The organism is Clostridium sp., assembly GCF_036646415.1.
Taxonomy (GTDB): domain Bacteria; phylum Bacillota; class Clostridia; order Clostridiales; family Clostridiaceae; genus Clostridium_J.
On record NZ_JAVXMF010000035.1, the window covers coordinates 1 to 22,093 of the forward strand.

General features: G+C 30.3%; 20 protein-coding genes. 1 reads left to right on the top strand and 19 read right to left on the bottom strand.

Annotated features, from left to right (window positions below; all coding sequences use genetic code 11):
- Positions 1-131: 131 nt before the first annotated feature.
- From sigH to RSD37_RS15340, 8 genes are all read right to left on the bottom strand, one after another.
- Positions 132-737: an RNA polymerase sporulation sigma factor SigH gene (gene sigH, locus RSD37_RS15305; RefSeq protein ID WP_346947619.1), complete on the bottom strand. Its 606-nt coding sequence runs from the start codon at positions 735-737 to the stop codon at positions 132-134.
- Between the two features lie 109 nt (positions 738-846).
- The gene (locus tag RSD37_RS15310) at positions 847-1,356 is read right to left on the bottom strand and encodes an NYN domain-containing protein (protein WP_346947602.1); all 510 of its coding nucleotides are present in this window, start codon (positions 1,354-1,356) and stop codon (positions 847-849) included.
- 18 nt (positions 1,357-1,374) lie between these two features.
- Positions 1,375-2,100, bottom strand: coding sequence for a 23S rRNA (guanosine(2251)-2'-O)-methyltransferase RlmB (gene rlmB, locus RSD37_RS15315; protein WP_346947620.1), 726 nt, complete (start codon positions 2,098-2,100; stop codon positions 1,375-1,377).
- A 303-nt stretch (positions 2,101-2,403) separates the two neighbouring features.
- On the bottom strand, positions 2,404-3,192 hold the full coding sequence (thyX, locus tag RSD37_RS15320; protein ID WP_346947603.1) for an FAD-dependent thymidylate synthase: 789 nt from the start codon (positions 3,190-3,192) through the stop codon (positions 2,404-2,406).
- Positions 3,179-3,607, bottom strand: a complete 429-nt coding sequence (locus tag RSD37_RS15325; RefSeq protein ID WP_346947604.1) for a ribonuclease III domain-containing protein — start codon at positions 3,605-3,607, stop codon at positions 3,179-3,181. The genes thyX and RSD37_RS15325 overlap by 14 nt, the downstream gene beginning before the upstream one ends.
- A gap of 214 nt (positions 3,608-3,821) precedes the next feature.
- Positions 3,822-5,534, bottom strand: coding sequence for a proline--tRNA ligase (locus RSD37_RS15330; RefSeq protein WP_346947605.1), 1,713 nt, complete (start codon positions 5,532-5,534; stop codon positions 3,822-3,824).
- A 344-nt stretch (positions 5,535-5,878) separates the two neighbouring features.
- Complete coding sequence (gene ispD, locus RSD37_RS15335) at positions 5,879-6,577, bottom strand: 2-C-methyl-D-erythritol 4-phosphate cytidylyltransferase (RefSeq protein WP_346947606.1); 699 nt, start codon at positions 6,575-6,577, stop codon at positions 5,879-5,881.
- 132 nt (positions 6,578-6,709) lie between these two features.
- The gene (locus tag RSD37_RS15340; RefSeq protein WP_346947607.1) at positions 6,710-7,804 is read right to left on the bottom strand and encodes a PIN/TRAM domain-containing protein; all 1,095 of its coding nucleotides are present in this window, start codon (positions 7,802-7,804) and stop codon (positions 6,710-6,712) included.
- Between the two features lie 311 nt (positions 7,805-8,115).
- Between RSD37_RS15340 and RSD37_RS15345 the strand changes: the two genes are divergently transcribed.
- On the top strand, positions 8,116-8,535 hold the full coding sequence (locus tag RSD37_RS15345) for a DUF1573 domain-containing protein (protein ID WP_346947608.1): 420 nt from the start codon (positions 8,116-8,118) through the stop codon (positions 8,533-8,535).
- A 30-nt stretch (positions 8,536-8,565) separates the two neighbouring features.
- Here the strand turns inward: RSD37_RS15345 and disA are convergent, their stop codons facing one another.
- The 11 genes from disA to fusA form a co-directional block, all read right to left on the bottom strand.
- Complete coding sequence (gene disA / locus RSD37_RS15350) at positions 8,566-9,630, bottom strand: DNA integrity scanning diadenylate cyclase DisA (RefSeq protein ID WP_346947609.1); 1,065 nt, start codon at positions 9,628-9,630, stop codon at positions 8,566-8,568.
- Between the two features lie 30 nt (positions 9,631-9,660).
- The gene (gene radA / locus RSD37_RS15355) at positions 9,661-11,025 is read right to left on the bottom strand and encodes a DNA repair protein RadA (protein ID WP_346947610.1); all 1,365 of its coding nucleotides are present in this window, start codon (positions 11,023-11,025) and stop codon (positions 9,661-9,663) included.
- Between the two features lie 199 nt (positions 11,026-11,224).
- Positions 11,225-13,708 (bottom strand): ATP-dependent Clp protease ATP-binding subunit, encoded by a 2,484-nt coding sequence (locus RSD37_RS15360; RefSeq protein WP_346947621.1) that lies wholly within the window; start codon positions 13,706-13,708, stop codon positions 11,225-11,227.
- Between the two features lie 175 nt (positions 13,709-13,883).
- Positions 13,884-14,108, bottom strand: coding sequence for a hypothetical protein (locus tag RSD37_RS15365; protein ID WP_346947611.1), 225 nt, complete (start codon positions 14,106-14,108; stop codon positions 13,884-13,886).
- A 148-nt stretch (positions 14,109-14,256) separates the two neighbouring features.
- Positions 14,257-15,999 carry an ABC transporter ATP-binding protein gene (locus tag RSD37_RS15370; RefSeq protein WP_346947612.1) on the bottom strand — a complete coding sequence of 581 codons (1,743 nt, stop codon included), beginning with the start codon at positions 15,997-15,999 and terminating at the stop codon, positions 14,257-14,259.
- Between the two features lie 82 nt (positions 16,000-16,081).
- Positions 16,082-17,332, bottom strand: a complete 1,251-nt coding sequence (locus tag RSD37_RS15375; RefSeq protein ID WP_346947613.1) for an aminopeptidase P family protein — start codon at positions 17,330-17,332, stop codon at positions 16,082-16,084.
- A 57-nt stretch (positions 17,333-17,389) separates the two neighbouring features.
- Complete coding sequence (locus RSD37_RS15380) at positions 17,390-18,118, bottom strand: TraX family protein (RefSeq protein WP_346947614.1); 729 nt, start codon at positions 18,116-18,118, stop codon at positions 17,390-17,392.
- 31 nt (positions 18,119-18,149) lie between these two features.
- Positions 18,150-18,788: a histidine phosphatase family protein gene (locus RSD37_RS15385; RefSeq protein ID WP_346947615.1), complete on the bottom strand. Its 639-nt coding sequence runs from the start codon at positions 18,786-18,788 to the stop codon at positions 18,150-18,152.
- 179 nt (positions 18,789-18,967) lie between these two features.
- Positions 18,968-19,162, bottom strand: coding sequence for a hypothetical protein (locus RSD37_RS15390; RefSeq protein WP_346947616.1), 195 nt, complete (start codon positions 19,160-19,162; stop codon positions 18,968-18,970).
- Positions 19,125-19,361, bottom strand: coding sequence for a hypothetical protein (locus RSD37_RS15395; protein WP_346947617.1), 237 nt, complete (start codon positions 19,359-19,361; stop codon positions 19,125-19,127). The genes RSD37_RS15390 and RSD37_RS15395 overlap by 38 nt, the downstream gene beginning before the upstream one ends.
- A 204-nt stretch (positions 19,362-19,565) precedes the next feature.
- Positions 19,566-21,644: an elongation factor G gene (fusA, locus tag RSD37_RS15400; protein ID WP_346947618.1), complete on the bottom strand. Its 2,079-nt coding sequence runs from the start codon at positions 21,642-21,644 to the stop codon at positions 19,566-19,568.
- Between the last annotated feature and the right edge of the window lie 449 nt (positions 21,645-22,093).

Here is a 22,093-nt window from a genome sequence, read left to right on the forward strand (position 1 = left end):
GACCTCCACCTTACCAAGGTGACGCTCTACCTACTGAGCTATATGAGCATTCAATGCATAATATAATAATTATAAAATGTTTTTATCAGTTTCTTATTATATCCTAGTTTTTTTTATTTGTCAACACGATTTCACCTTTGTTCTAAACACTTTTCAAGTTTACGTTTAACTCTCTGAAGTGCATTATCAATAGATTTTGCCTGTCTATCTAAGTCACTAGCAATCTCTTGATAAGATTTACCATCTAGATAGGAATTTAAAACTTCCATTTCTAAACTAGATAGCACTTCTTCTATTTTTTTCTCTATATTAGCCATTTCTTCCCTGTCAATTATTAACTCCTCTGGATCAGATACTTTTATCCCAGATATTATATCTAATAATGTCCTATCTGATTCTTCGTCATATATCGGCTTATTAAGTGATATATATGTGTTTAGTGGAATATGTTTTTGTCTAGTAGCTGTTTTTACAGCAGTTATTATTTGTCTAGTTATGCAAAGTTCTGCAAAAACCTTAAAAGATGCTAATTTATCATCTTTAAAATCTCTTATAGATTTAAATAGTCCAATCATACCTTCTTGATATATATCTTCCTTGTCAGCACCAATCAAAAAATATGATTTAGCTTTAGCCTTTACAAAATTCTGATATTTACAGAGAAGATATTCTAATGCCCTATTATCTCCACCTTTAACCATGGCTACTATTTCTTCATCCTTTTTCCCTATGAACATGGAGTTTAATTCATTATTGCCACTAATGTTCCCCAATAATATCCCCTCCAAAGCTTAAATGGCCTTAATTAGAATTATACATTAATAATTTTTGTATAGTCAAGAGATATTATCTACTTCGCCTTATCTTTTCTAGTTTTTCCGCACTTTCTTTATCTATAGCTTCCTCAAATAGATTTCTATTGGTAAGGTTACGGTTTTCGCACTGTGTTAATATCCTTTTATTTCCCATTTCTACCCAAATATGAAATTCCATGGATGATATTCTATTAGCTCCTCTTTGAAAAATAAGTTGCTGTTCTAAAGAATCAGATGTCACTACATAAACTTCAGATTTTCTTCCAATGTTATTTACAATTCTCTCTATATAACTATCAGCAGTTTCTTCTGACTTTGTAAATACTACAGTTAAATTCCCCATTTTTTCTTTTTTCTCAATACTACCTTTTACCATGTGTGCATCAAATACTAATATTACTTTGCACCCCTGAAATGCAGCATAGTTCAGGAGCAAATCTCTAAGTTTGCTCCTAGCACCTTCATAACTATAGTCTTTTATACTATTTAATTCTGGCCAACTATTAATTACATTATATCCATCCACAAAAATTTGTTTCAACTCTATACCCCATTTGCTCTACACTAGTCTTTGTTTCAATATTTCATAGGTTATCATTCCACATGCCACCGATGCATTTAGAGAGTTTACTTTACCTACCATAGGTATTTTTACTAATACATCACATTTTGATTTTGTAAGTTTTGAAATCCCTCTTCCTTCACTACCTATAACTAATGCTACTGGCCCCCTTAGATCAGCATCATAGCAATATTTTTCTCCATGCATATCCGCACCATATACCCATATACCAGCTTCTTTTAACTGATCTATAGCAGCATTTATATTTGTAACCTTAGCAATTTTTATATGTTCTGTAGCTCCAGCTGAAGTTTTATATACAGTAGCCGTTACACCTACATTTTTTCTTTTTGGAATTATTATTCCATGAACTCCACAGACTTCAGCTATTCTTATTATTGACCCAAAGTTATGAGGATCTTCAATTTCATCTAATACAAGTATTAATGGATCTTCGCCCTTTTCCTTAGCATTAATAAGTATATCTTCAACTGAAAAATAGTTATATGGAGTTACTATTGCAATTACGCCTTGGTGTGCTCCCGTTTCAGTCATGCCATCTAACTTAGCTCTATCCACATACTTAACAACAACTGAATTTTCTTTAGCTAGTGCTGTAACAACACTAATTGAACCCTTGGTATCCCCTTGGGCTATCATTATGTACTCTATAGTTCTACCTGATTTCAAAGCTTCAATTACTGCATTTCTACCTTCAATCATATCTTCTCTAGAATTTACTTTAACCTCTTCTACTTTAGATATTTCCTGAATATTTTCACGTCTACGTGATGGATTTTCTCTTCTTACACTTGCATTATCACTTTTAGCAAATGGTCCTTCTCTTCTTACTATACCATCTGCACCTCTCATTAAATTATTATCTCTTCTGTTTTTACCTACACGTTTACCTCTTGGACTATCCTTACTAATTGAACTAACACCTTTTTTACCTTTTCTTTTGTCTTCCATTGTTTATCTCTCCTATAATCTAATTAATTTTTTAATATTCATTTCAATGCTTATTTACATGAGCTTATATTTTGTTTTCATTTCTACTGCTTTTCCACAAGTCATAGCACCCTCAGAACAACTACCCTTAACACAACTTGGTCCACACCCTAAAAATAGATTTGGAGCTACTTTCTTTGCTTCTTTTAGCATACTATCTGCTAGTTCTCTTATTTCCCATTGAGCTCTACTACAACATCTATGACTAAAGAAATGCATTAATTCTCTAGCATTCATAGTTGCTATGATCTTAGTAGCACATGCATTAGGAAATACATATCTAGCATCTTCAATAGCTTCTTTTTCAGCTCTTGAATTTAATGTTCTTAATTGCTTTTCAGTAATTTCTTCACCTTTGGATTTCTGCTCTTCCACATATTCTCCCATAATAGATGATTTTAAGATATCTACAATTTTATCATAGTCCTCTTGATCCTTTTTCATAGCCTCTATAAATATCTTCTTACATTCTTCATTGTTTTCTATTGCTGGTGGAATTACATATTCGAAAGCATCTAATCTTACATATCTCTGACTTTGCTGTGAATAAGATGCTACTCTATGTCTCACTAACTGATGCGTTAAGCTTCTTGAAACCCCTTCTATAGCAAAGGTAAAGCTTACATGCTCCATTGGTGAATAATGCCCATAACTAGCTAACATCTTTATAAATTTACTAGTAGCTTCCTCCGTTAACCCCTCAGTTATTTCATCTACTCCTACAGAACTATAACAAAGCTTAGCTGCAGATGCTACTACTGATTCTGGATTTGGAGTAAACTCTAAAAGTCTAACCTTTAACATTAATATCATCACCCATTTCAATAATTTTATTAAGCAGGTAGTTTAATCTTTCATTTTTTCCTGCAATATATAAATATCCTATTACAGCTTCAAATCCTGTTGCCCATCTATATTCAGCTACATCAGCATTTTTAGGAGTACTAGATTTAGAATTTCGTCCTCTCTTGAATACAGCTAACTCGTCATCTTCAAGCATACTTAGAACTAATTTCGCAAAATTACTCTGAGCTTTTGCTTTAACATATCCAACAGTTTTTAAATGTAATTGTTGTACCTTAGTGTTCTTATTTTCATTAACTAAATAAGTTCGAATAAAAACCTCATAAACCGCGTCTCCTATAAAAGCAAGCGTAAGTGGATTTAATAAGCTTGCCTGATTACTACTAAATTTTTCTTTTAATAAATCAAATTCCATAAATTTCTCCTTAGAAATATACTTCTACCTTGCTAGTTACATATAATTATAGAATATATTCCTCTTATTTCATAGCAAAACTTAATATCATACCGCAATTATATACTATTATCTAATATTAACCTAAACAAATTTATTAATCATAAAATAATAAGACTATGTCATATTAAAATGAGCATAATCTTATCAAATCTATACTATAAAATGTAAAATTTTAAAGTTTCAAGTTATTTATTTTAAATTCTTCCTTAATTCTACTAACCACATCATTTAAATTGACCTCTTCAATATTTTGCTCTTTTCTTAGTTTAAACTCAACTTTATTCTCTGTGATCTTTTTGCCCACGGTTACTCTTATTGGTATTCCCATTAAATCAGAATCTTTAAATTTAACTCCAACTCTTTCATTTCTATCATCTAGAAGTACATCTACGCCCATACTCTTTAATTCGCTATATATATTTTCTGATGCTTCCATTTGCTCATTATTTTTTATATTAGCAGGCATTATTATTACCTTATAAGGTGCAATTTGCAGTGGCCACACAATACCATTTTCATCATTATGTTGCTCAATTATAGCCGCAACAGTTCTATTTATTCCAATTCCGTAGCATCCCATTACTAATGGCTTTTCCTTACCATTCTCATCTAAGTAATTAGCTCTCATAGACTCTGAATATTTTGTTCCTAGCTTGAATATATGACCAACTTCTACTCCTCTTCTTATAGTTATTGGACTCCCGCATTTAGGGCACAGGTCTCCTTCTACAACACTTCTGTAGTCTCCTACTACTCCATTAAAATCTCTTTCATAATTTACATTTTCATAGTGATATCCCGTATCATTAGCTCCAACTATAAAATTGCTCATATTCGCTACTTCCTCATCTACAAGAAGTAAATCAACTTTTAACCCAATAGGTCCTGCAAATCCTATTTCAGCTGATGTTGCCTTTAATACAGTTTCTTCATCAGCCAGTTCCAACTCCATAGCCCCACCCGTTGAATTTATAACCTTAGTTTCATTTAGAGTTCTATCCCCTCTTACCATTACTCCTACGATTTTATCATCCGCTTTGTATATAAGAGTTTTTGCGAACTTCTTATTACTAGTGTTAAAGAACTGAACTAACTCATCTATAGTTCTAACATTTGGAGTTTCAACCTTATTTAGCTCTTTTTCTTCTTCCTGAACTATTTCTGTTAACTTAGAAGTAGCCTTTTCTGTGTTAGCTGCATAATTACATTTAGTACAAAAAGCTATTTCATCTTCGCCTATATCAGACCTAACCATAAATTCTGCTGAACCCGAGCCTCCCATTGCTCCTGAATCTGCCTCAACAGCACTAAACTCTAGTTCACATCTAGTAAATATCTTATTATATGCCTCATACATCTTTACATAAGATATATCTAATCCTTCATTATCTTTATCAAAGCTATAAGCATCCTTCATGATAAATTCTCTTGATCTCATAACTCCGAATCTTGGTCTTCTTTCATCTCTATACTTAGTTTGTATTTGATAAAGATTTAAAGGTAATTGCTTATATGATTTTATTTCGCTTCTTGCTAAATCTGTAAATATTTCTTCGTGAGTTGGTCCTAGGCAGAAGTCTCTACCATTTCTATCCTTCAATCTAAACATCTCTGGTCCAAATACATCCCATCTCCCTGACTCTTGCCAAAAACTAGATGGAATTAGTGCAGAAGCTAAAAACTCTTGTGCACCTGCATTATCCATTTCTTCTCTTACTATATTCTCTACATTTCTTAACACTCTAACTCCATTTGGCATAAACGTGTAAACTCCTGTAGCTGATTTTCTTATCATTCCAGCTCTAAGCATAAGCTTATGACTAGTTATTTCCGCCTCTCCTGGAACTTCTCTTAATGTACTTATTAACATATTTGATAATTTCATTTTTAATTTCACCTCATAATAATTTTTTTATATTAAACTCCTTATAATATTAATTCAAAGGAGTAAGTTTAATTAACCAAACTTAAAGTTAGTATTTTAGCTTATAAAAAAATAGAACCCCCCCTAATTAGGGCGAATTCTATCGCGGTACCACCTAAAGTTTTACTCAATTTAATAACGGCTCTTGCCGGTAGCTATGCTACTGCTTAGAAGTAGGTTCAAAACTTATAAAAATCTTTCAGCCTTAGAATTTTCTCTCTGTGGTTATGTTTCTACTATTCTTCATCATTGCATTTATATATTTATTTTTAAATTTATGCCGTCTAGACACCTACGCCTGCTTTTTAATTACTACTTTCAATACTTCTTAATATATTTTCTCCTACTATCATATCTTCAGGTGTAGTAATTTTTATATTAAAATAACTACCTTCATAAAGATACACCTTATGATTAAATTTTTCAACAACCATAGTATCATCAGTAACCAATTCTCTTCTTTCATTTAGTTTTTTATGACTATCAAGTATCACTCTATAATCAAAACACTGTGGAGTTTGAACTATAAATGTATCATCTCTACTTAAAGTTTTATTAGAGAATCCATCTACATTTCTTAACTTAATAGTATCTTTTGACTTTACTCCACATGTACACGCACCATGCTTTTCAGCATTTTCAATACCTTTATTTATTATGTTCTGTGTAACAAAAGGTCGTGCCCCATCATGAATCAATACTATATTACAATCTTCTATAACTTTTAGTCCATTATATACTGAATCTTGTCTTTCTTCCCCACCTTGCACTATAGCTTTTACCTTAGTAAATCCATACTTATTAACTACATTTTCTCTACAATACTCAATATCAGCTTCTGAACAAAGAAGAATTATATAATCAATATTAGTGTTTTCCGAGAACACTTTAAGGGTATGATATAAAATAGGCTTTCCTTGTAAGGTTAGAAATTGCTTATTAACCTTTGTACCCATTCTTTTTCCTTTGCCTGCCGCTAATATAAGTGCTACATTTTTTTTCATGATTCCTCCACTTATTAACTAAAAGCATCTTAAACCAATATTACCAATCTTTAAGTTTAATTTACTAATCATTATAATAACATTATTTAACAATAAACGTATTATAAGTTATATGCATTTAGATATTCGTATTTAATTTTCCTTAGCTTTAGCAAATATCATTCTTCCTGCCGCAGTTTGAAGTACAGAAGTAACTACAACCATAATATTTTCCCCTATATACTTTCTACCCTCTTCTATTACAATCATAGTACCATCATCTAAGTATGCTACACCTTGACCTGACTCTTTACCATCTTTAATAACCTGAGTCTTCATAACTTCTCCTGGTAATAAAACCGGCTTCACTGCATTGGCTAATTCATTAATATTAAGTACCGGTACTCCTTGTAATTCCGCAACTTTATTTAAATTGTAGTCATTAGTAATAACTTTTCCATTTAGAGTCTGTGCAAGCTTAAGCAGTTTAATATCAACCTCTTTGATATCCTTAAAGTCACCCTCCCAAATATCTACCTTTATACTTAACTCTTTTTGTATCTTATTAAGTATATCTAACCCACGTCTTCCTTTTGTTCTTTTTAGTGAATCTGAAGAGTCTGCAATATGTCTAAGCTCATCTAGTACAAATGTTGGAATTACTAAGGTACTCTCAATAAATCCACTTTGACATATATCAAATATTCTTCCATCAATTATTACTGACGTATCTAATACTTTAGGAGAGACTTTATCATTATAGCCCTTGACTTTTCCATCTTTATTAATTCCTGATTTCTTAAATGTCGTAAGCACATGTATAATTTCTTCTTTCTTTCTTACACATATATCTGCAAACAATACAGTTATTATTATAGTAACAATAACTGATATTATAGTAAATATTACTGACTCCACTCTAATTAACGATGACAATAACACCGAAATTATAAGTCCAATCAATGCTCCTATACCTGCAAATACTATATCTGCAATAGGTATCTTTTGCGCAGACTTTTCTAAATACTCCATAGTTCTAATAATTCCTGAATTTAAAAACGGTGAAATAAAATAAAATATAAGTCCAACTAAAGCAATACATAATACAAAGAATATTATCGAAATAAGTGGAGAAGTATTTATTCCTAACTTGGGGGAAATTTCATTTGAAATTATCCATCCTGCCAAAACATATCCCAACGTTCCTCCAATTAAGGTAAACAATCCTCTTAATATCCTTTTTAACATTATAACACCTCCTTCATTTTTATTACCACAATGTAATTATTTACAATTTCTATCCATATTATCCTACTAAATTAAATATATATTATCATTCATTACATTTCAATGGATTATTTGAATATTAACTAAAATTTGATTAACTATATATAAATTTAACAAAATATAATTTTATATTTACTTCATATAAAACCACTTATACCTAAAATAAATTCTTAACTATATAATTACCCCCTATGAATAATAGTGATATTGATATATTATATATATATAAACATATTCCCAGTAATTAACTTGATCTTAAAGGAGTGAACATTATGAAGGATCTAATATATGATGAATTTCAAAATTCTGTAGACAGTTGTTTGTTAAGACATAGAAGCATACTTGACATTTTAAGCAAATTACAGGAATCCCAAAGTAGAGTTAACAGATCCGTTGTGAAAGCTGTTACTAGCTGTGGGTGTGTTAAGATTAAAGCTGAAAAGCAAAACATTAATTATTCACTAGATGATGAAAGTTTAGATAAACTAAATCTAGATGATTTAGACATTCCACTTAATTCTCATCTTGAAGGTTGTGTTTGTGATAATTGCCGTAAAATCATAGAACGCGAGATTGGAAATCATTTGTTCTATATTACATCTCTATGTAATAGTTTAGACTTAAATCTATATGATATACTTCTAACTGAATACAAAAATATAAAAACTTTTGATAAAATTAACTTAAGATAATACTTATAGCACAAACTTAACCACTTTGTGCTATATTTGTTTATCTAGAATAAACTTCTCCTTTAGTCTTCTTAACCCATTTTTTATTGCCTTAGCTCTTACTTCTCCTATACCTTCTACTAAATCTAACTCATCATAAGAAGCTTCCATAATCCCTTGAAGTTCTCCAAAATGCTTTATTAAGTTTTCTATAATTACTGTAGGAATTCTTGGTATCTTATTAAGAATCCTATAACCTCTTGTTGATATTAAATTATCTACTAATGGCACTCCGGAATAGCCTAAAACTTTAGCTATAACATCAATATCTAACAATTCTAATGGTGATAACTTTTCAATATTCTTATAAATTTCAACATAATTACTAGTGTCACTACAATAATCTCTTATAAGAAGCATTCCATCCTGCTCAACACCTTTTATCAATTCTCCTAATTGCATAGATATAAGCCTACCCTCATTACCAAGTTCACATATGTATGTTTCTATTTCAGATACAATTCTCATTACCATCTCATTTCGTTGAATAGATGTAACCACATCTAAAAGTGTTGATAAATCTTGTAATTCTAATAAATTTAGGTTACTCATAACTCTTTCAAGTACTAACTGATATTTTTCTAATGTTTGAATAGCTTGATTAGCCTTAGCAAGTACCTCTCCACTTTCTCTTAACACATACTTTATATCACCCTTATAGACACTTATTATATTTCTTCTTTGAGAAATGGCTACAACGATATCATCGGTTTGCTTTGCCATTCTTTGCGCCGTTCTATGTCTTGTACCTGTCTCTTGGGTTACTATTGATGAACTTGGCATAAGTTGTGTATTTGCATATAGTATTTTTTTCAAGTCACTACTTATAACTATAGCTCCATCCATTTTTGCTAGTTCATATATGTAGGCTGGAGTATACTCTGACTTTATTGTAAATCCGCCATCTACCATATCTAATATTGCATCACTATCACTGAGTACTATTAATCCACCCGTCTTTGCTCTTAGAATATTATCAAGTCCCTCTCTTAATTGAGTTCCTGGGGACATAATCTTTAATATTTCCATAAGTTCATTTTGTTCTTGCTCCCTCATATTGCTCCTCCATAATAAGTTATATATATTTTAAAAAATCTTAGATACCGCCTCTTTAACTGTATCCACACCGATTAGGTTTACTCCCTTGTTAGATATTTTTGCTTTATTCTTATTAGGTAATATTATATTACTAAATCCCATTTTTACAGCTTCATTTATAATCTTTTCAGCATGAGCTATAGGTCTAACTTCACCAGTTAATCCAACTTCACCTATTACTAAAAGATTCTCTAATTTAATTTCTTTACCCTTAATACTTGATACTAATGCTAGGACTATACCTAAATCCCCATAAGTTCCATCAATACTAAGTCCACCTACTACATTAACATATACGTCGCAATTATAAAAAGGGACTTTCAACTTTTTCTCTAGAACTGCAAGTATTAAACTTAATCTTTGATTATCAACTCCCACTGCTGTTCTTCTTGGCATAACAGCCTTGGTTTCACTAGCTAAAGCTTGTATTTCTACAAGAATAGGTCTAGTTCCTTCAAGTATACCTATTACTACTGAACCCTCTTGTTGCATTGATTTTTCTTGTAAAAATACTGAAGATGCATCAGTTACTTCCTCAAGACCACTTTCTCTCATTTCAAAAACACCAATCTCACTGGTAGTTCCAAATCGATTCTTTATAGTTCTAATTATCCTAAACTCTTGTGTTCTTTCACCTTCAAAATAAAGTACTGTATCTACCATATGTTCAAGTACTCTTGGTCCTGCAAGCTCTCCTTGCTTTGTTACATGCGCAACTATAAATAATGGTATGTTTTTAGTTTTTCCTATTCTCATTAAATCATTAGTACACTCTCTAACCTGAGATACACTACCTGGTGCAGATGAGATTGTTGATTTATATAAGGTCTGTATAGAATCTATTATTATAAATATAGGCTCCATTTCTGCTATATGTTCTTCTATTATATCTATATTAGTTTCGGATACAATGTATAAATCTTTACATATAGCCTTTAATCTTTCAGCTCTCATCTTTATTTGCTCTTCTGATTCCTCTCCCGATACATATAGAACTTTTCCATATTTAAATGAAATATTGCTAGCACTTTGAAGAAGTATTGTAGATTTTCCTATCCCTGGATCCCCAGAAATTAATGTTAATGACCCTTTAACTAATCCTCCACCTATAACTCTATTTAACTCTCCTATCCCCGTATTTAATCTTTCATACTCACTAGATTTAACATCTGTAATACTCTTTGGTTTATTCCCTGAAGATAAAGTCACAGCTCTTTTAAATGTGGCTGGTGAGTCACTCTTAACCTCTTCCGACATAGTATTCCAATTATCACATCCAGGGCACTTACCATACCACTTTGGCGCTTCATATCCACACTCATTACATACATATACTTTTTTAACCTTTGCCATATTACACCTGTATCCTTAATTTACTTTTAATACTAATCACATGTTTTAAAACTCTTCCTACCCCAGAACGTTATAATATATTAATATACTCATTAAAAATTTATATATAATAAAAACCACTTATTTAAAGTGGTTTAAAGATTTTAAATATTAGTATAAGTAATTATATACCTATTTTTATACAAAAACAACGAAGTTATTAGCTAGATTTAACAAATTTAAGCTCCTCATTTTCAAGTCTAACTTCTATAGTATCCTTCCTTTTAAGATTTCCTTTTAAAATTTCATCAGATATTCTATCTTCCACCATTCTTGTTATAGCTCTTCTTAGAGGTCTAGCTCCATATTCACTGTCTTCACCATGCTCACTAAGAAATACCTTAGACTCTTTTGTAAATCTTAATATAATGTCATTTTGTCTGGCTCTCTCGCAGAATTCATTTATCATTAAATCTACAATCTTAACCATATTTTCTTTTGATAACTTATGAAATACAACTATATCATCTATCCTATTAAGTAACTCTGGTTTAAAAATAACCTTTATATCCTCAAGTACTGATTCTTTCATTTTATTGTATTCATCTTTGTTATTTTCTTTATTTGATACGCCCTGAAATCCTAATATTTTCTGTTTTTTTATCATATTTGTTCCTGCATTTGAAGTCATTATAATAATTGTGTTTTTAAAATCTATGTTTTTTCCTTTCGAATCTGTCAACTTTCCATCCTCTAATATTTGAAGAAGTATGTTAAATACATCTTGATGTGCCTTTTCAATTTCATCAAATAATACCACAGAGTAAGGCTTACGTCTCACTTGCTCAGTTAACTGACCACCTTCATCAAATCCTACATATCCCGGCGGAGCACCTATTAGCTTTGATACAGAATGTTTCTCCATATATTCTGTCATATCTATTCTAATAATTGAACCTTCATCATCAAACATAGCTTCCGCTAAAGCTTTTGATAACTCAGTCTTACCAACTCCTGTAGGTCCTAAAAATATGAAACTTCCTATAGGTCTTCTTGGATCTTTAAGCCCTACTCTTGCTCTTCTTACTGCTTTTGCTATAGATCTAACAGCTTCTTCCTGACCTATAATTCTATTATGAAGCGTATCCTCTAAATTTAAAAGTTTATTAGTTTCAGTTTCAGTTAATTTTTCCACAGGTATCCTAGTCCATGATGCTAAAACTTTTGCAATCTGTGATTCATTTATGGTTATTTTAGCCACTTCTTCACTTTCTACTAAAGTTCTTTTCTTTAAACCGATTTTCTCTCTTAATGCATATTCTTCATCTCTAATATTTGCAGCTCTCTCAAAATTTTCATTGGCAATCGCAATATATTTTTCTTCTAAAACATTTTGTAGTTGATCTTCCAAAACATATCCATCACTTTTGGGTATCATTCTCTCTATTCTTGCTTTAGCTCCAGCTTCATCAATAAGGTCTATAGCTTTATCTGGTAAGTATCTATCTGGCAAATATCTATGAGACAAATTTACTGCTGCTGATATAGCTTCATCTGTAATTGTAACCATATGGTGAGCCTCATACTTATTTCTTACTCCTCTAAGTATTTTTATCGCATCATCCTTTGAAGGCTCATCAACCATTACTGGCTGAAATCTTCTTTCTAAAGCTGAATCTTTTTCAATATATTTTCTATATTCACCTATTGTTGTAGCCCCTATGCACTGTAATTCACCTCTAGCTAGAGCTGGCTTTAATATGTTAGAAGCATCTATTGCACCCTCTGCCCCCCCAGCTCCTACTATAGTATGAATTTCATCAATAAATAAAAGTATATCCTCACTTTTTGTAACTTCTTCCATTAAAGATTTTAACCTATCTTCAAATTCACCTCTATATTTTGCTCCTGCAACCATAGAGACCATATCTATACTAATTACTCTCTTATTTCTTAGTAGGTCTGGAATATTACCATATTGAATCTTCTGGGCTAGACCTTCAACTATTGCAGTTTTACCTACTCCAGGCTCTCCAATTAAACATGGATTGTTTTTAAGTCTTCTACATAAAATTTCTAAAACTCTTTCTGTATCACTTTCCCTACCTATAACAGGATCTAACTTACCAAGTCTTGCATATTCGGTTAAATCCTTGCCATATTTATTTAACATAGGTGTATTTTCTTTTTTACTTCTATTTTCTATTTGATATGGCTCTTTCTGTTTACTCTCTTCAAACTGATATCTCTGCTCTGCTTTAACTTCTTGATTTGCATTTCCATAAGTTAATCGTTCTCTTAATTTATTAAAATCTATTCCTAAATTATGAAGTATTGTATATGCCACCCCATCTTCTTCTTTAACAATTGCTAAAAGCATATGCTCTGGAGAAACAAAACTTTCATTCAAAGCCCTTGCTTCAACTAAACTAACTTCTACTAGCTTCTTAGTTCTAGGAGTTAAATATATTTCATCAGAACACAACTCTATATCTCCATATCCTATTATTTTTTCTATATTATCATTGACTCTTCTATTATCAACCTTAATATCTTTTAGTAATTTGGATGCTGTACCACCTTCATCAATTATTCCTAAAAGTACATGTTCTGTTCCAACATATGCATGTTTAAATTTTCTTGCTTGATCATGAGCATACATTAGTGTCTGTCTTGATCTTTCATTATATTTATTAAACATTATATTAACACCCCTACATATTTAGCTTGAATTATATTACTATCATTTAGTCTACCCACTCTAGTAAAATATAAACCATAATTTGTAAATTGACAATTGATTTGAAGCATGTTTCCATTGTTTGTATTTAATATTATTTAAATTGAAGTTTTCTTATAATATAAACAAAGTACTTTTCCTATTGAAAAAGTACTTTGTTTATATATTTTCTATCTTTGTATAATGTAGATATTGCATTTTCATGCTTAAAGTATTCTATCTTAATGCATTTTTCCTCATAATACCTTATGTTTACATCACAGTTATCTCTAAGAATCACATCTACTAGAATATCATTCTTTACATAGCTGAAACTTCTCAACTCATTTAAAACTGTGTCTATATTTTCTTTGTTCTTAATCATGTCTTCCCCCTACCTTTTTACATATTTGATTTATTTAACTATTATCTTTTTATAATTAAATAAAATTATTCTTATCTATAACTAAAATTATGATAAATAACATTATTTTATTTACTGAACATTATAAATTTATATTCCTTATCTTACTTTAAATTTCTAATTCAAAGTCATTAAGGAACCCATTAAATTGTGAATTATATAGTTTAGCATACATTTCGCCCTTACATAATAATTCCTTATGATTACCCCTTTCTACTATTCCTTTACTTGTAAGTACAACAATTTCATCTGCATTCTTTACAGTTGATAATCTATGTGCAACTACTATGGTTGTTCTTCCATTTGATAATTTCTCTAGAGATTTTTGTATAATAAGTTCTGATGCATTATCTAAAGCTGATGTTGCTTCATCTAATATTAATATTGGTGGATTCTTTAAAAATACTCTAGCTATCGATATCCTTTGTTTTTGTCCTCCTGATAGCTTCACACCTCTTTCACCTACATAGGTATCGTATCCATCTGAAAGGGACATAATAAAATCATGAATATTTGCATTCTTAGCAGATTCAATTACTTGATTATCACTAGCATCTGGATTTCCATAAAGTATATTATCTTTTATGGTTCCAGTAAATAAGAATACATCTTGTTGCACTACTCCTATATTTTTCCTAAGTGACTTTAATGTTATGTCTTTAATATCTTCTCCATCAATGGTAATTTCTCCTTCATTTAACTCGTAAAATCTTGGGATTAAATGGCAAATAGTTGTTTTGCCACCTCCAGATGGTCCGACTAAAGCTAATGTTTTTCCTTGTTCTATCTTTAAACTTACATTTGAAATAATTTCAGTACTGTCCTCATACTTAAATGTGGCATTCTTAAATTCAATTTTACCTCTTACATCACTGAGTTCTTTAGCATTTTCACTATCTACTATATCCGATTCTGTATCCATTAACTCTACAAAACGCTTAAAACCAGACATACCAGATTGATATTGCTCTACAAAGGATGTTAATCTTCTAATAGGTTGCATAAAATATGCTACATATAAAAAGTAAGTAGCCAAATCAATTACATCTATATGACCTTTATATACGAAATATCCACCAAATCCTAATACAACTACATTTAGCATATCTACAAAAAATCTCATTCCAGCCATAAACTCTGCCATATATTTATATGCATATGATCTACTAGCTCTAAACTCAGTATTTCCTTCATCAAATTTTTCCATCTCAAATTCTTCATTTGTAAATGACTTCGCAACTCTTATTCCAGATATACTATTTTCAAGCTTAGTATTAACTAATGCAATTTTTTTTCTAACATCATAAAATGCGTCAGACATCTTCATTCTTTTAGTCATAGTAAATGCTATAATTATAGGTATAAATGCAAATATTATTAAGGTTAAGTTAATATTTATAGTACATAATAGAACAAATGATCCTATAAGCATCACTATTGAAATAAATAAATCTTCAGGTCCATGATGAGCAAGCTCTGATATGTCCATCAAGTCATTTACGATACGTGACATGATATTACCAGTCTTGTTATCATCAAAATAACTAAACGGTAACGTTTGAAGATGTGCAAATACTTCTTTCCTCATATCATATTGAAGTCTTACTCCCATAACATGTCCCCAATAATCTATTATGTAATTTGCTACAAGTTTAACTACATATAATAATGCTAATACAGAAGTAAATATTATTATTGTTCTTAAATTTTTATTTGGAATTGCATCCTTTAATAAGTAATTTGTAAACATAGGAAACACTAAATCCATGGATGCTACTAAAAATGCACATATCATATCTATAATAAATAGCTTCTTATGTGGTTTATAGTAAGATATAAATCTTTTTATCATTTTAATTCCCCCATTTTTATTTAAATTAATATATTTCATTTAATTATCAAGGCCTTTCTATAAAATAGAAAAGCCTACATACTTAATTATTATTTTTACTCATAAATTCTTCAATATCATCTACACTTTTTATTATATGTGCAGAAAGGTTTATACATCCGTCCTCTGTCACTAGAATATCATCTTCTATTCTAATACCAATATTCTCTTCTTCAATGTATAGTCCTGGTTCATCTGTAATAATCATTCCAGCCTCAAGTATTATACCTCTTGGTCCAACATCATGAGTATCAAGTCCTAATGGATGAGCTACTCCATGGAAATAATAGCTGTTAAGTTCTTCATCTTCTTTTATAAGACCAATTTTTTTACACCCTTCAGCAAGCACTTTCTTCGCTATGTTTTGTAAATCCATAGTAGTTACTCCCGGTTTTACAGCCTTTATTACTTCTTCATTTGCCTCTAATACTATATTATAAATTTCTTTTTGCCTCTCTGTAAATTTCCCATTTACTGGAAACGTTCTGCTTATATCCGCATTATAATAGTTACACTGAGCTCCTAAATCTAAAAGCATTAGCTCTCCATCATTTATAGTTGTATTATTGTCTACATAATGAAGTATTGTAGCATTTCTCCCTGCTGCTGCAATTGTTGGAAATGCAAAATCTTTTACTCCACTTTTATTTAACACAAAGTTAAAATAAGCTTCTACTTCGTACTCTACCATTCCTGGTTTTGTATTACTCCACATTGATTTTATTCCATCATAAGTTATATCTATAGCTTTTCTTATAATTTTAACTTCTTCTTCTCTTTTTATAGTTCTAAGTAACGCTATATCATGATATATATTTTTTATTTTAACGTAAGGATATCTACTTATTAGCTCTTTAGCAAAATTCTGTGATGCAGTAGCTGCTATATCAAACTCTTGTCTTTCCAAATCTAAGTATATATTTTCTATATTTATTCTATTTAAATAGCTTCCTACTTCACTCTCAAAATCCTTTAATAATCTAATTTCAGTTATACCTGATACTTCTTTAGCTTCATCTTCGCTTATGGTTTCCCCTACCCACTTAGCCATTACAGGGTCACATTCCTGTATATATAATAACTCTGATACCTTACCATCTACTTTAACCATCATCATTATTACTTTTTCCTCATCTATTCCCGTAAGATAATAGAAATTTCTGTTAGGTGTAAATGTATAAGTCTCATCTGCTGACTTATATGGAGGTCTTCCTGCAAAAAATATTGCTATAGAATTATCACAAAGTTTTCCCGCTAATCTTTCCCTATTAATAATAAAAAAATCTTTATTCATTGTTATTCCCCTTTTTAATAATATATTTATATAAAAATTCATTACATACTTTAATAATTAAATTAGAAGTCCTCTAATTAAATTTAATATAATTAGATGAACTGGATAGAATGCATAAAATAACAATTGAACCTTTTTCCCCTCTGTATTGTTATATTTGCATAGAAAAAATAAACTAAATATACTTGTTGCCTGAGAAAACACTCTAAAGTTTATTGTTCCATATGGTGTCATAAGGTAATGGAATAATGAAGCTGTATATAAGATATTTAGAATTAACATCGAAATGGTTAGGTTTATAAAATTATTTTTAAATATCTTGAAACATAATATGATACAAATACCATACATAGAATAGTCAGTATTAAACTTCTCTACTAAATAAAATATACCTAGAATAAGTACAGCTTTAAATATGATAATTAACCCTTTTGAAACATTCACTAACAACTTTTTATCACAAAACCTAGAATCTATACTGTACTTTTTATCCCATATAATCATAACAAATATTCCGGCTAAAAGTGTAAAAAATATGTTTAATCCTGTGGTATCAAAAGCTAACATAAAAGGAATCTCAGATATTACTGCTAAAAGTAGCAATCTATAAATATATTTTTTTAGATTTTTGGTCCTACTATACCCTTCCGTAATTAAAAATGCAAATATAGGAAATGCTGACCTTCCTATAACTCGAATAAATAGGATTTCCGGAAAAAATATAGCTCCAATGTGGTCGATAAGCATAAGTATACATGCTAATAACTTAAGTGAAAAACCATCCATATAACTCTCCCCCAATGATTATAATTACCTGCTATTCATTAAATTCTTTTACTTGATATTCATGGTGAGATGTGTCTGCGCACTCTATTATCTTATGTCCGTCATCATTAAATTCTATTGTTGTAAGGCTTGTCTGTTTAATATAGGGCTCTCCCCAGAAACCTTTTACCTCTATACCCTCTAGTTTGCAAAGTAATGCCTTTATTGGCATAGTGTGAGTAACTATAAGTATACTTTTCCCTTTATTCTCTTTCACAATTTCATTAATAACATTATACACTCTCTCAATTAACTCTTTAATGGTTTCACCATCACCTATAGGTTCATATAATTCTGGCATATTCCAATAGTTAAAATACTGAGTACCTGATAATACCTTTATTTCATCTTGGTTTAACCCTTGAAAATCTCCAAGTTGAATCTCTCTAAGTCCATCATGACCTACTATGCCAAGATTTTTATCTTTGTTTATTATTTCTGCGGTTCTATATGCTCTACCGCTAGAACTAGAATATATGCAATCTATTTTAACCCCTTCTAGTCTATTTTTAAGCCATTGTGCTTGTTTAACTCCAAGCTCCGTCAAAGGAGAATCATTCCAACCCTGCATTCTACCCTCAACATTCCAAACAGTCTGTCCATGACGTGTCAAATATACAGTCGTTTTCATTTCTGTTCCTCCTATCTTATCTTAAGTTAATATCTCTATTACACCAATTTTAATATAACTTTTATAAATATGCAAATAAATGGCTATATGGATAAATAAAAAATATGCAATATATAAAAAATCTACTAATAAATTTCTTATATGAATGCATATAAATTATTATATATTATACCAATTCTTCATGGCTTCATTGCCTTATAAATGTTATATTGATCAATTTGCAGACTACTTGGCATTTCTTTTGTATTATAGAATAACTGATCTAAAAGCATTAAATTATTATTTGTATGTTCTAACCCATATACCTGAGTTCCGTACTCTTGTTTAAGTAATTTATTATCTTCGTCTCTCAGCTTGAATGTAGTAGGTTCCATTTTGAACTCCTCCCCTTTGTACAATATTAAATTTATCGCTTTCCAAAATATTACATAATACTTTAGCATCTTCTTCATTCGTGTCATTCATTTGAATGTGAAAATTATCTGAAGGCCCTATTATACACATATAATCATGAATAGAGCTATAATCACTCAATTTAATTTTCCCAAATATATTCATCTTATAGTCTGACATACGTAACCTCCTATTATGTAATTATTTATAGTTTGTGACTTTAATTTCTTTTTATTCATCGTTATAAAATATAATATAATTTAATAATAGGATAACCTTATTTACAAAAAATAAACCCACTTGTAAAAATTTCTTTTACTAGTGGGTTAAAATAAACTTACTTTAAATTATTTTTGTTATTTATATAAAGTATTGATCTATTTTCTACGCTTCCATCTTAATTCCATCTATGATCTTATTTAATAATTCATTGGGAACTTCTTCATATCTTTCAAATCTAGTTCTAAATGTTCCTCTTGCCCCTGTCATACTCCTTAAATCAGTAGCATAATTATATAGTTCAGATTGTGGCACTTCACCTATTATTCTTTGTCCCTTTATTCCAGGCTCCATTCCTAATATTCTTCCTCTTTTCTTATTTACATCAGCTATAACATCTCCCATATAATCATCCGGTATATCTATCTCCACATACATAACTGGCTCTAATAAAACTGGTTGTGCTTCTTGAAGTCCCTTCTTATATGCTAATGAAGATGCAATTTTAAATGCCATTTCTGATGAATCTACAGCATGGAATGATCCATCATGAAGAGTTGCTTTTAATCTTATTACTGGATAACCTGCAAGTACTCCGTGAAGAACACATTCCCTAAGTCCCTTTTCAACTGCTGGTATATACTGTCTTGGAACCGCTCCCCCTACTACTGCATCAACAAAATCCAATTCATCTTCTCCATCATTTCTAGGCTCAAACTTAACTTTTACATGTCCATACTGTCCATGACCACCTGATTGCTTCTTATGTTTTCCTTGTACATCAGCCATCTTTTTAATAGTCTCTCTATATGGAGTTTTAGGTACTCTAAGGGTAACATCTGCTCCAAATTTATTTTTTAATTTACTTATCAATACTTCTAAGTGAGTTGACCCAAGTCCTGAAATTACTACTTCTGCATTTTCAACATCTCTAGAAATTGAGAACGTAGGATCTTCCTCCAGTAGTCTTGCAAGTCCATTAGATATCTTATCCTCATCCCCCTTAGCATTGGGCACTACAGATCTTGAATATACAGGTAATGGGAATGTCATTCTATTAAATACTATAGGACGAGTTGATGAACATATTGTATCTCCAGTACTAGTAAACTGTAATTTTGCAACAGCACCAATATCTCCAGCTTTAATCTCTGTAGTTTGGTATTGTTTCTTACCTTTTAAAAAGTATAATGAACCAATCTTTTCATCTCTTTCTTTAGATGAATTATATATAACTGTATCTGATTTTGCAGTACCAGTAATAACTCTAAACATAGAAAGCTTTCCTATGAATGGATCTACTACAGTCTTAAATACTAATGCTGAAAATGGTTCTTTATCATTAATTTTTACATTTATAAATCCATTACTTTTAATATCCTTAGCCATATATAAATTAGTTTCTATTGGAGATGGAAAACATTCAACAATATCCTCAAGTAAAGTTTCAGTTCCAACACCTGATATAGCTGATCCACACATTATAGGACATATTTCACCCATTGAGGCCGCTTTTATTAATCCTTGATACATGTCTTCTTTGCTTAATTCCCCATCGTTAAAGTATTTATCTAACAATATTTCATCAGTTTCTGCTATAGCCTCCATAAGCATTTGTTTGCACTCTTCTACCTTCTCCTCTAACTCTTTAGGAACATCCATTTCTTCCATTTCATGAGTTTTTAGATTAAATATTCTAGCTCTATTTGATATTATATTTACTATGCCTTTAAAATTATTCTCCTGTCCTATTGGATATTGTATAGGAACTACTGACATGCCGAACTTATCCTTGAGTTGGTTTAAAATCTCTTCAAAATTACTATTTTCACGATCTAATTTATTAATAAAAATCGCTTTTGGTAATTTATGTTCACTTGCATAATTCCATGCTTTTTCAGTCCCTACTTCAATTCCTGAAACTCCACATATAGTTATCATTGCCATATCAATAGCACTTAGCCCTTGAATCATTTCTCCTTCGAAATCAAAATATCCAGGCATATCAACCAAATTAATTTTAACATCTTTCCATTCACAATGTGCTACAGCTGTAGAAATAGATACCTGTCTTTTCTTCTCTTCTGCATCATAGTCACTTATAGTAGTTCCGTCTTCAACTCTTCCTACTCTATCAATTTCCTTTGTATGATATAATAAACTTTCCATCAGACTTGTTTTTCCTGAACCGCTATGCCCAATTATTCCCACGTTTCTTAAATTATTAATTTTATACTCTTTCATAAGGCGTACCCCCTAAATTTAATTTGGATTTACTAGATTTACAAAATTGTATTAAATACATAATTTATTCTATACATTTTCACTTTTCCCTTTTAAATGTAAGAATATTTATAATATTTAATTAATTATTCATGGAATTGGTTTTTTTAATATCACTCTTTACTTATTTATATTTATTAAATTTATTAATATTCTATCCTTAATAAAATATCTTATAACACAATTATTTATACTTTTTAAATTTTGTATCTTAAAAATATGTATAGTAGTTTACATTAAAATATAATTATTAAAATACCTCTTAATTAATTACTTCTATCTTTAATATTATATTGTCGAAAAATAAAAAAAAGATAATCATTATAATTATCTACTACACTTAAATATTCATTTTAAAATGGCTCCGCGAAGAGGATTCGAACCTCCAACCTATCGGTTAACAGCCGAGT

What these genes read in the sequence shown, in the direction of transcription:
- ispD (WP_346947606.1), bottom strand. Translation starts at nt 6,577, where the DNA reads ATGAAAAAAAATGTAGCACTTATATTAGCGGCAGGCAAAGGAAAAAGA.
- RSD37_RS15340 (WP_346947607.1), bottom strand. Translation starts at nt 7,804, where the DNA reads ATGTTAAAAAGGATATTAAGAGGATTGTTTACCTTAATTGGAGGAACG.
- RSD37_RS15395 (WP_346947617.1), bottom strand. Translation starts at nt 19,361, where the DNA reads ATGTCAGACTATAAGATGAATATATTTGGGAAAATTAAATTGAGTGAT.
- sigH (WP_346947619.1), bottom strand. Translation starts at nt 737, where the DNA reads ATGTTCATAGGGAAAAAGGATGAAGAAATAGTAGCCATGGTTAAAGGT.
- thyX (WP_346947603.1), bottom strand. Translation starts at nt 3,192, where the DNA reads ATGTTAAAGGTTAGACTTTTAGAGTTTACTCCAAATCCAGAATCAGTA.
- RSD37_RS15330 (WP_346947605.1), bottom strand. Translation starts at nt 5,534, where the DNA reads ATGAAATTATCAAATATGTTAATAAGTACATTAAGAGAAGTTCCAGGA.
- RSD37_RS15375 (WP_346947613.1), bottom strand. Translation starts at nt 17,332, where the DNA reads ATGAATAAAGATTTTTTTATTATTAATAGGGAAAGATTAGCGGGAAAA.
- disA (WP_346947609.1), bottom strand. Translation starts at nt 9,630, where the DNA reads ATGAGGGAGCAAGAACAAAATGAACTTATGGAAATATTAAAGATTATG.
- RSD37_RS15370 (WP_346947612.1), bottom strand. Translation starts at nt 15,999, where the DNA reads ATGATAAAAAGATTTATATCTTACTATAAACCACATAAGAAGCTATTT.
- RSD37_RS15390 (WP_346947616.1), bottom strand. Translation starts at nt 19,162, where the DNA reads ATGGAACCTACTACATTCAAGCTGAGAGACGAAGATAATAAATTACTT.
- fusA (WP_346947618.1), bottom strand. Translation starts at nt 21,644, where the DNA reads ATGAAAGAGTATAAAATTAATAATTTAAGAAACGTGGGAATAATTGGG.
- radA (WP_346947610.1), bottom strand. Translation starts at nt 11,025, where the DNA reads ATGGCAAAGGTTAAAAAAGTATATGTATGTAATGAGTGTGGATATGAA.
- RSD37_RS15380 (WP_346947614.1), bottom strand. Translation starts at nt 18,118, where the DNA reads ATGGATGGTTTTTCACTTAAGTTATTAGCATGTATACTTATGCTTATC.
- rlmB (WP_346947620.1), bottom strand. Translation starts at nt 2,100, where the DNA reads ATGATTGAAGGTAGAAATGCAGTAATTGAAGCTTTGAAATCAGGTAGA.
- RSD37_RS15325 (WP_346947604.1), bottom strand. Translation starts at nt 3,607, where the DNA reads ATGGAATTTGATTTATTAAAAGAAAAATTTAGTAGTAATCAGGCAAGC.
- RSD37_RS15345 (WP_346947608.1), top strand. Translation starts at nt 8,116, where the DNA reads ATGAAGGATCTAATATATGATGAATTTCAAAATTCTGTAGACAGTTGT.
- RSD37_RS15385 (WP_346947615.1), bottom strand. Translation starts at nt 18,788, where the DNA reads ATGAAAACGACTGTATATTTGACACGTCATGGACAGACTGTTTGGAAT.
- RSD37_RS15365 (WP_346947611.1), bottom strand. Translation starts at nt 14,108, where the DNA reads ATGATTAAGAACAAAGAAAATATAGACACAGTTTTAAATGAGTTGAGA.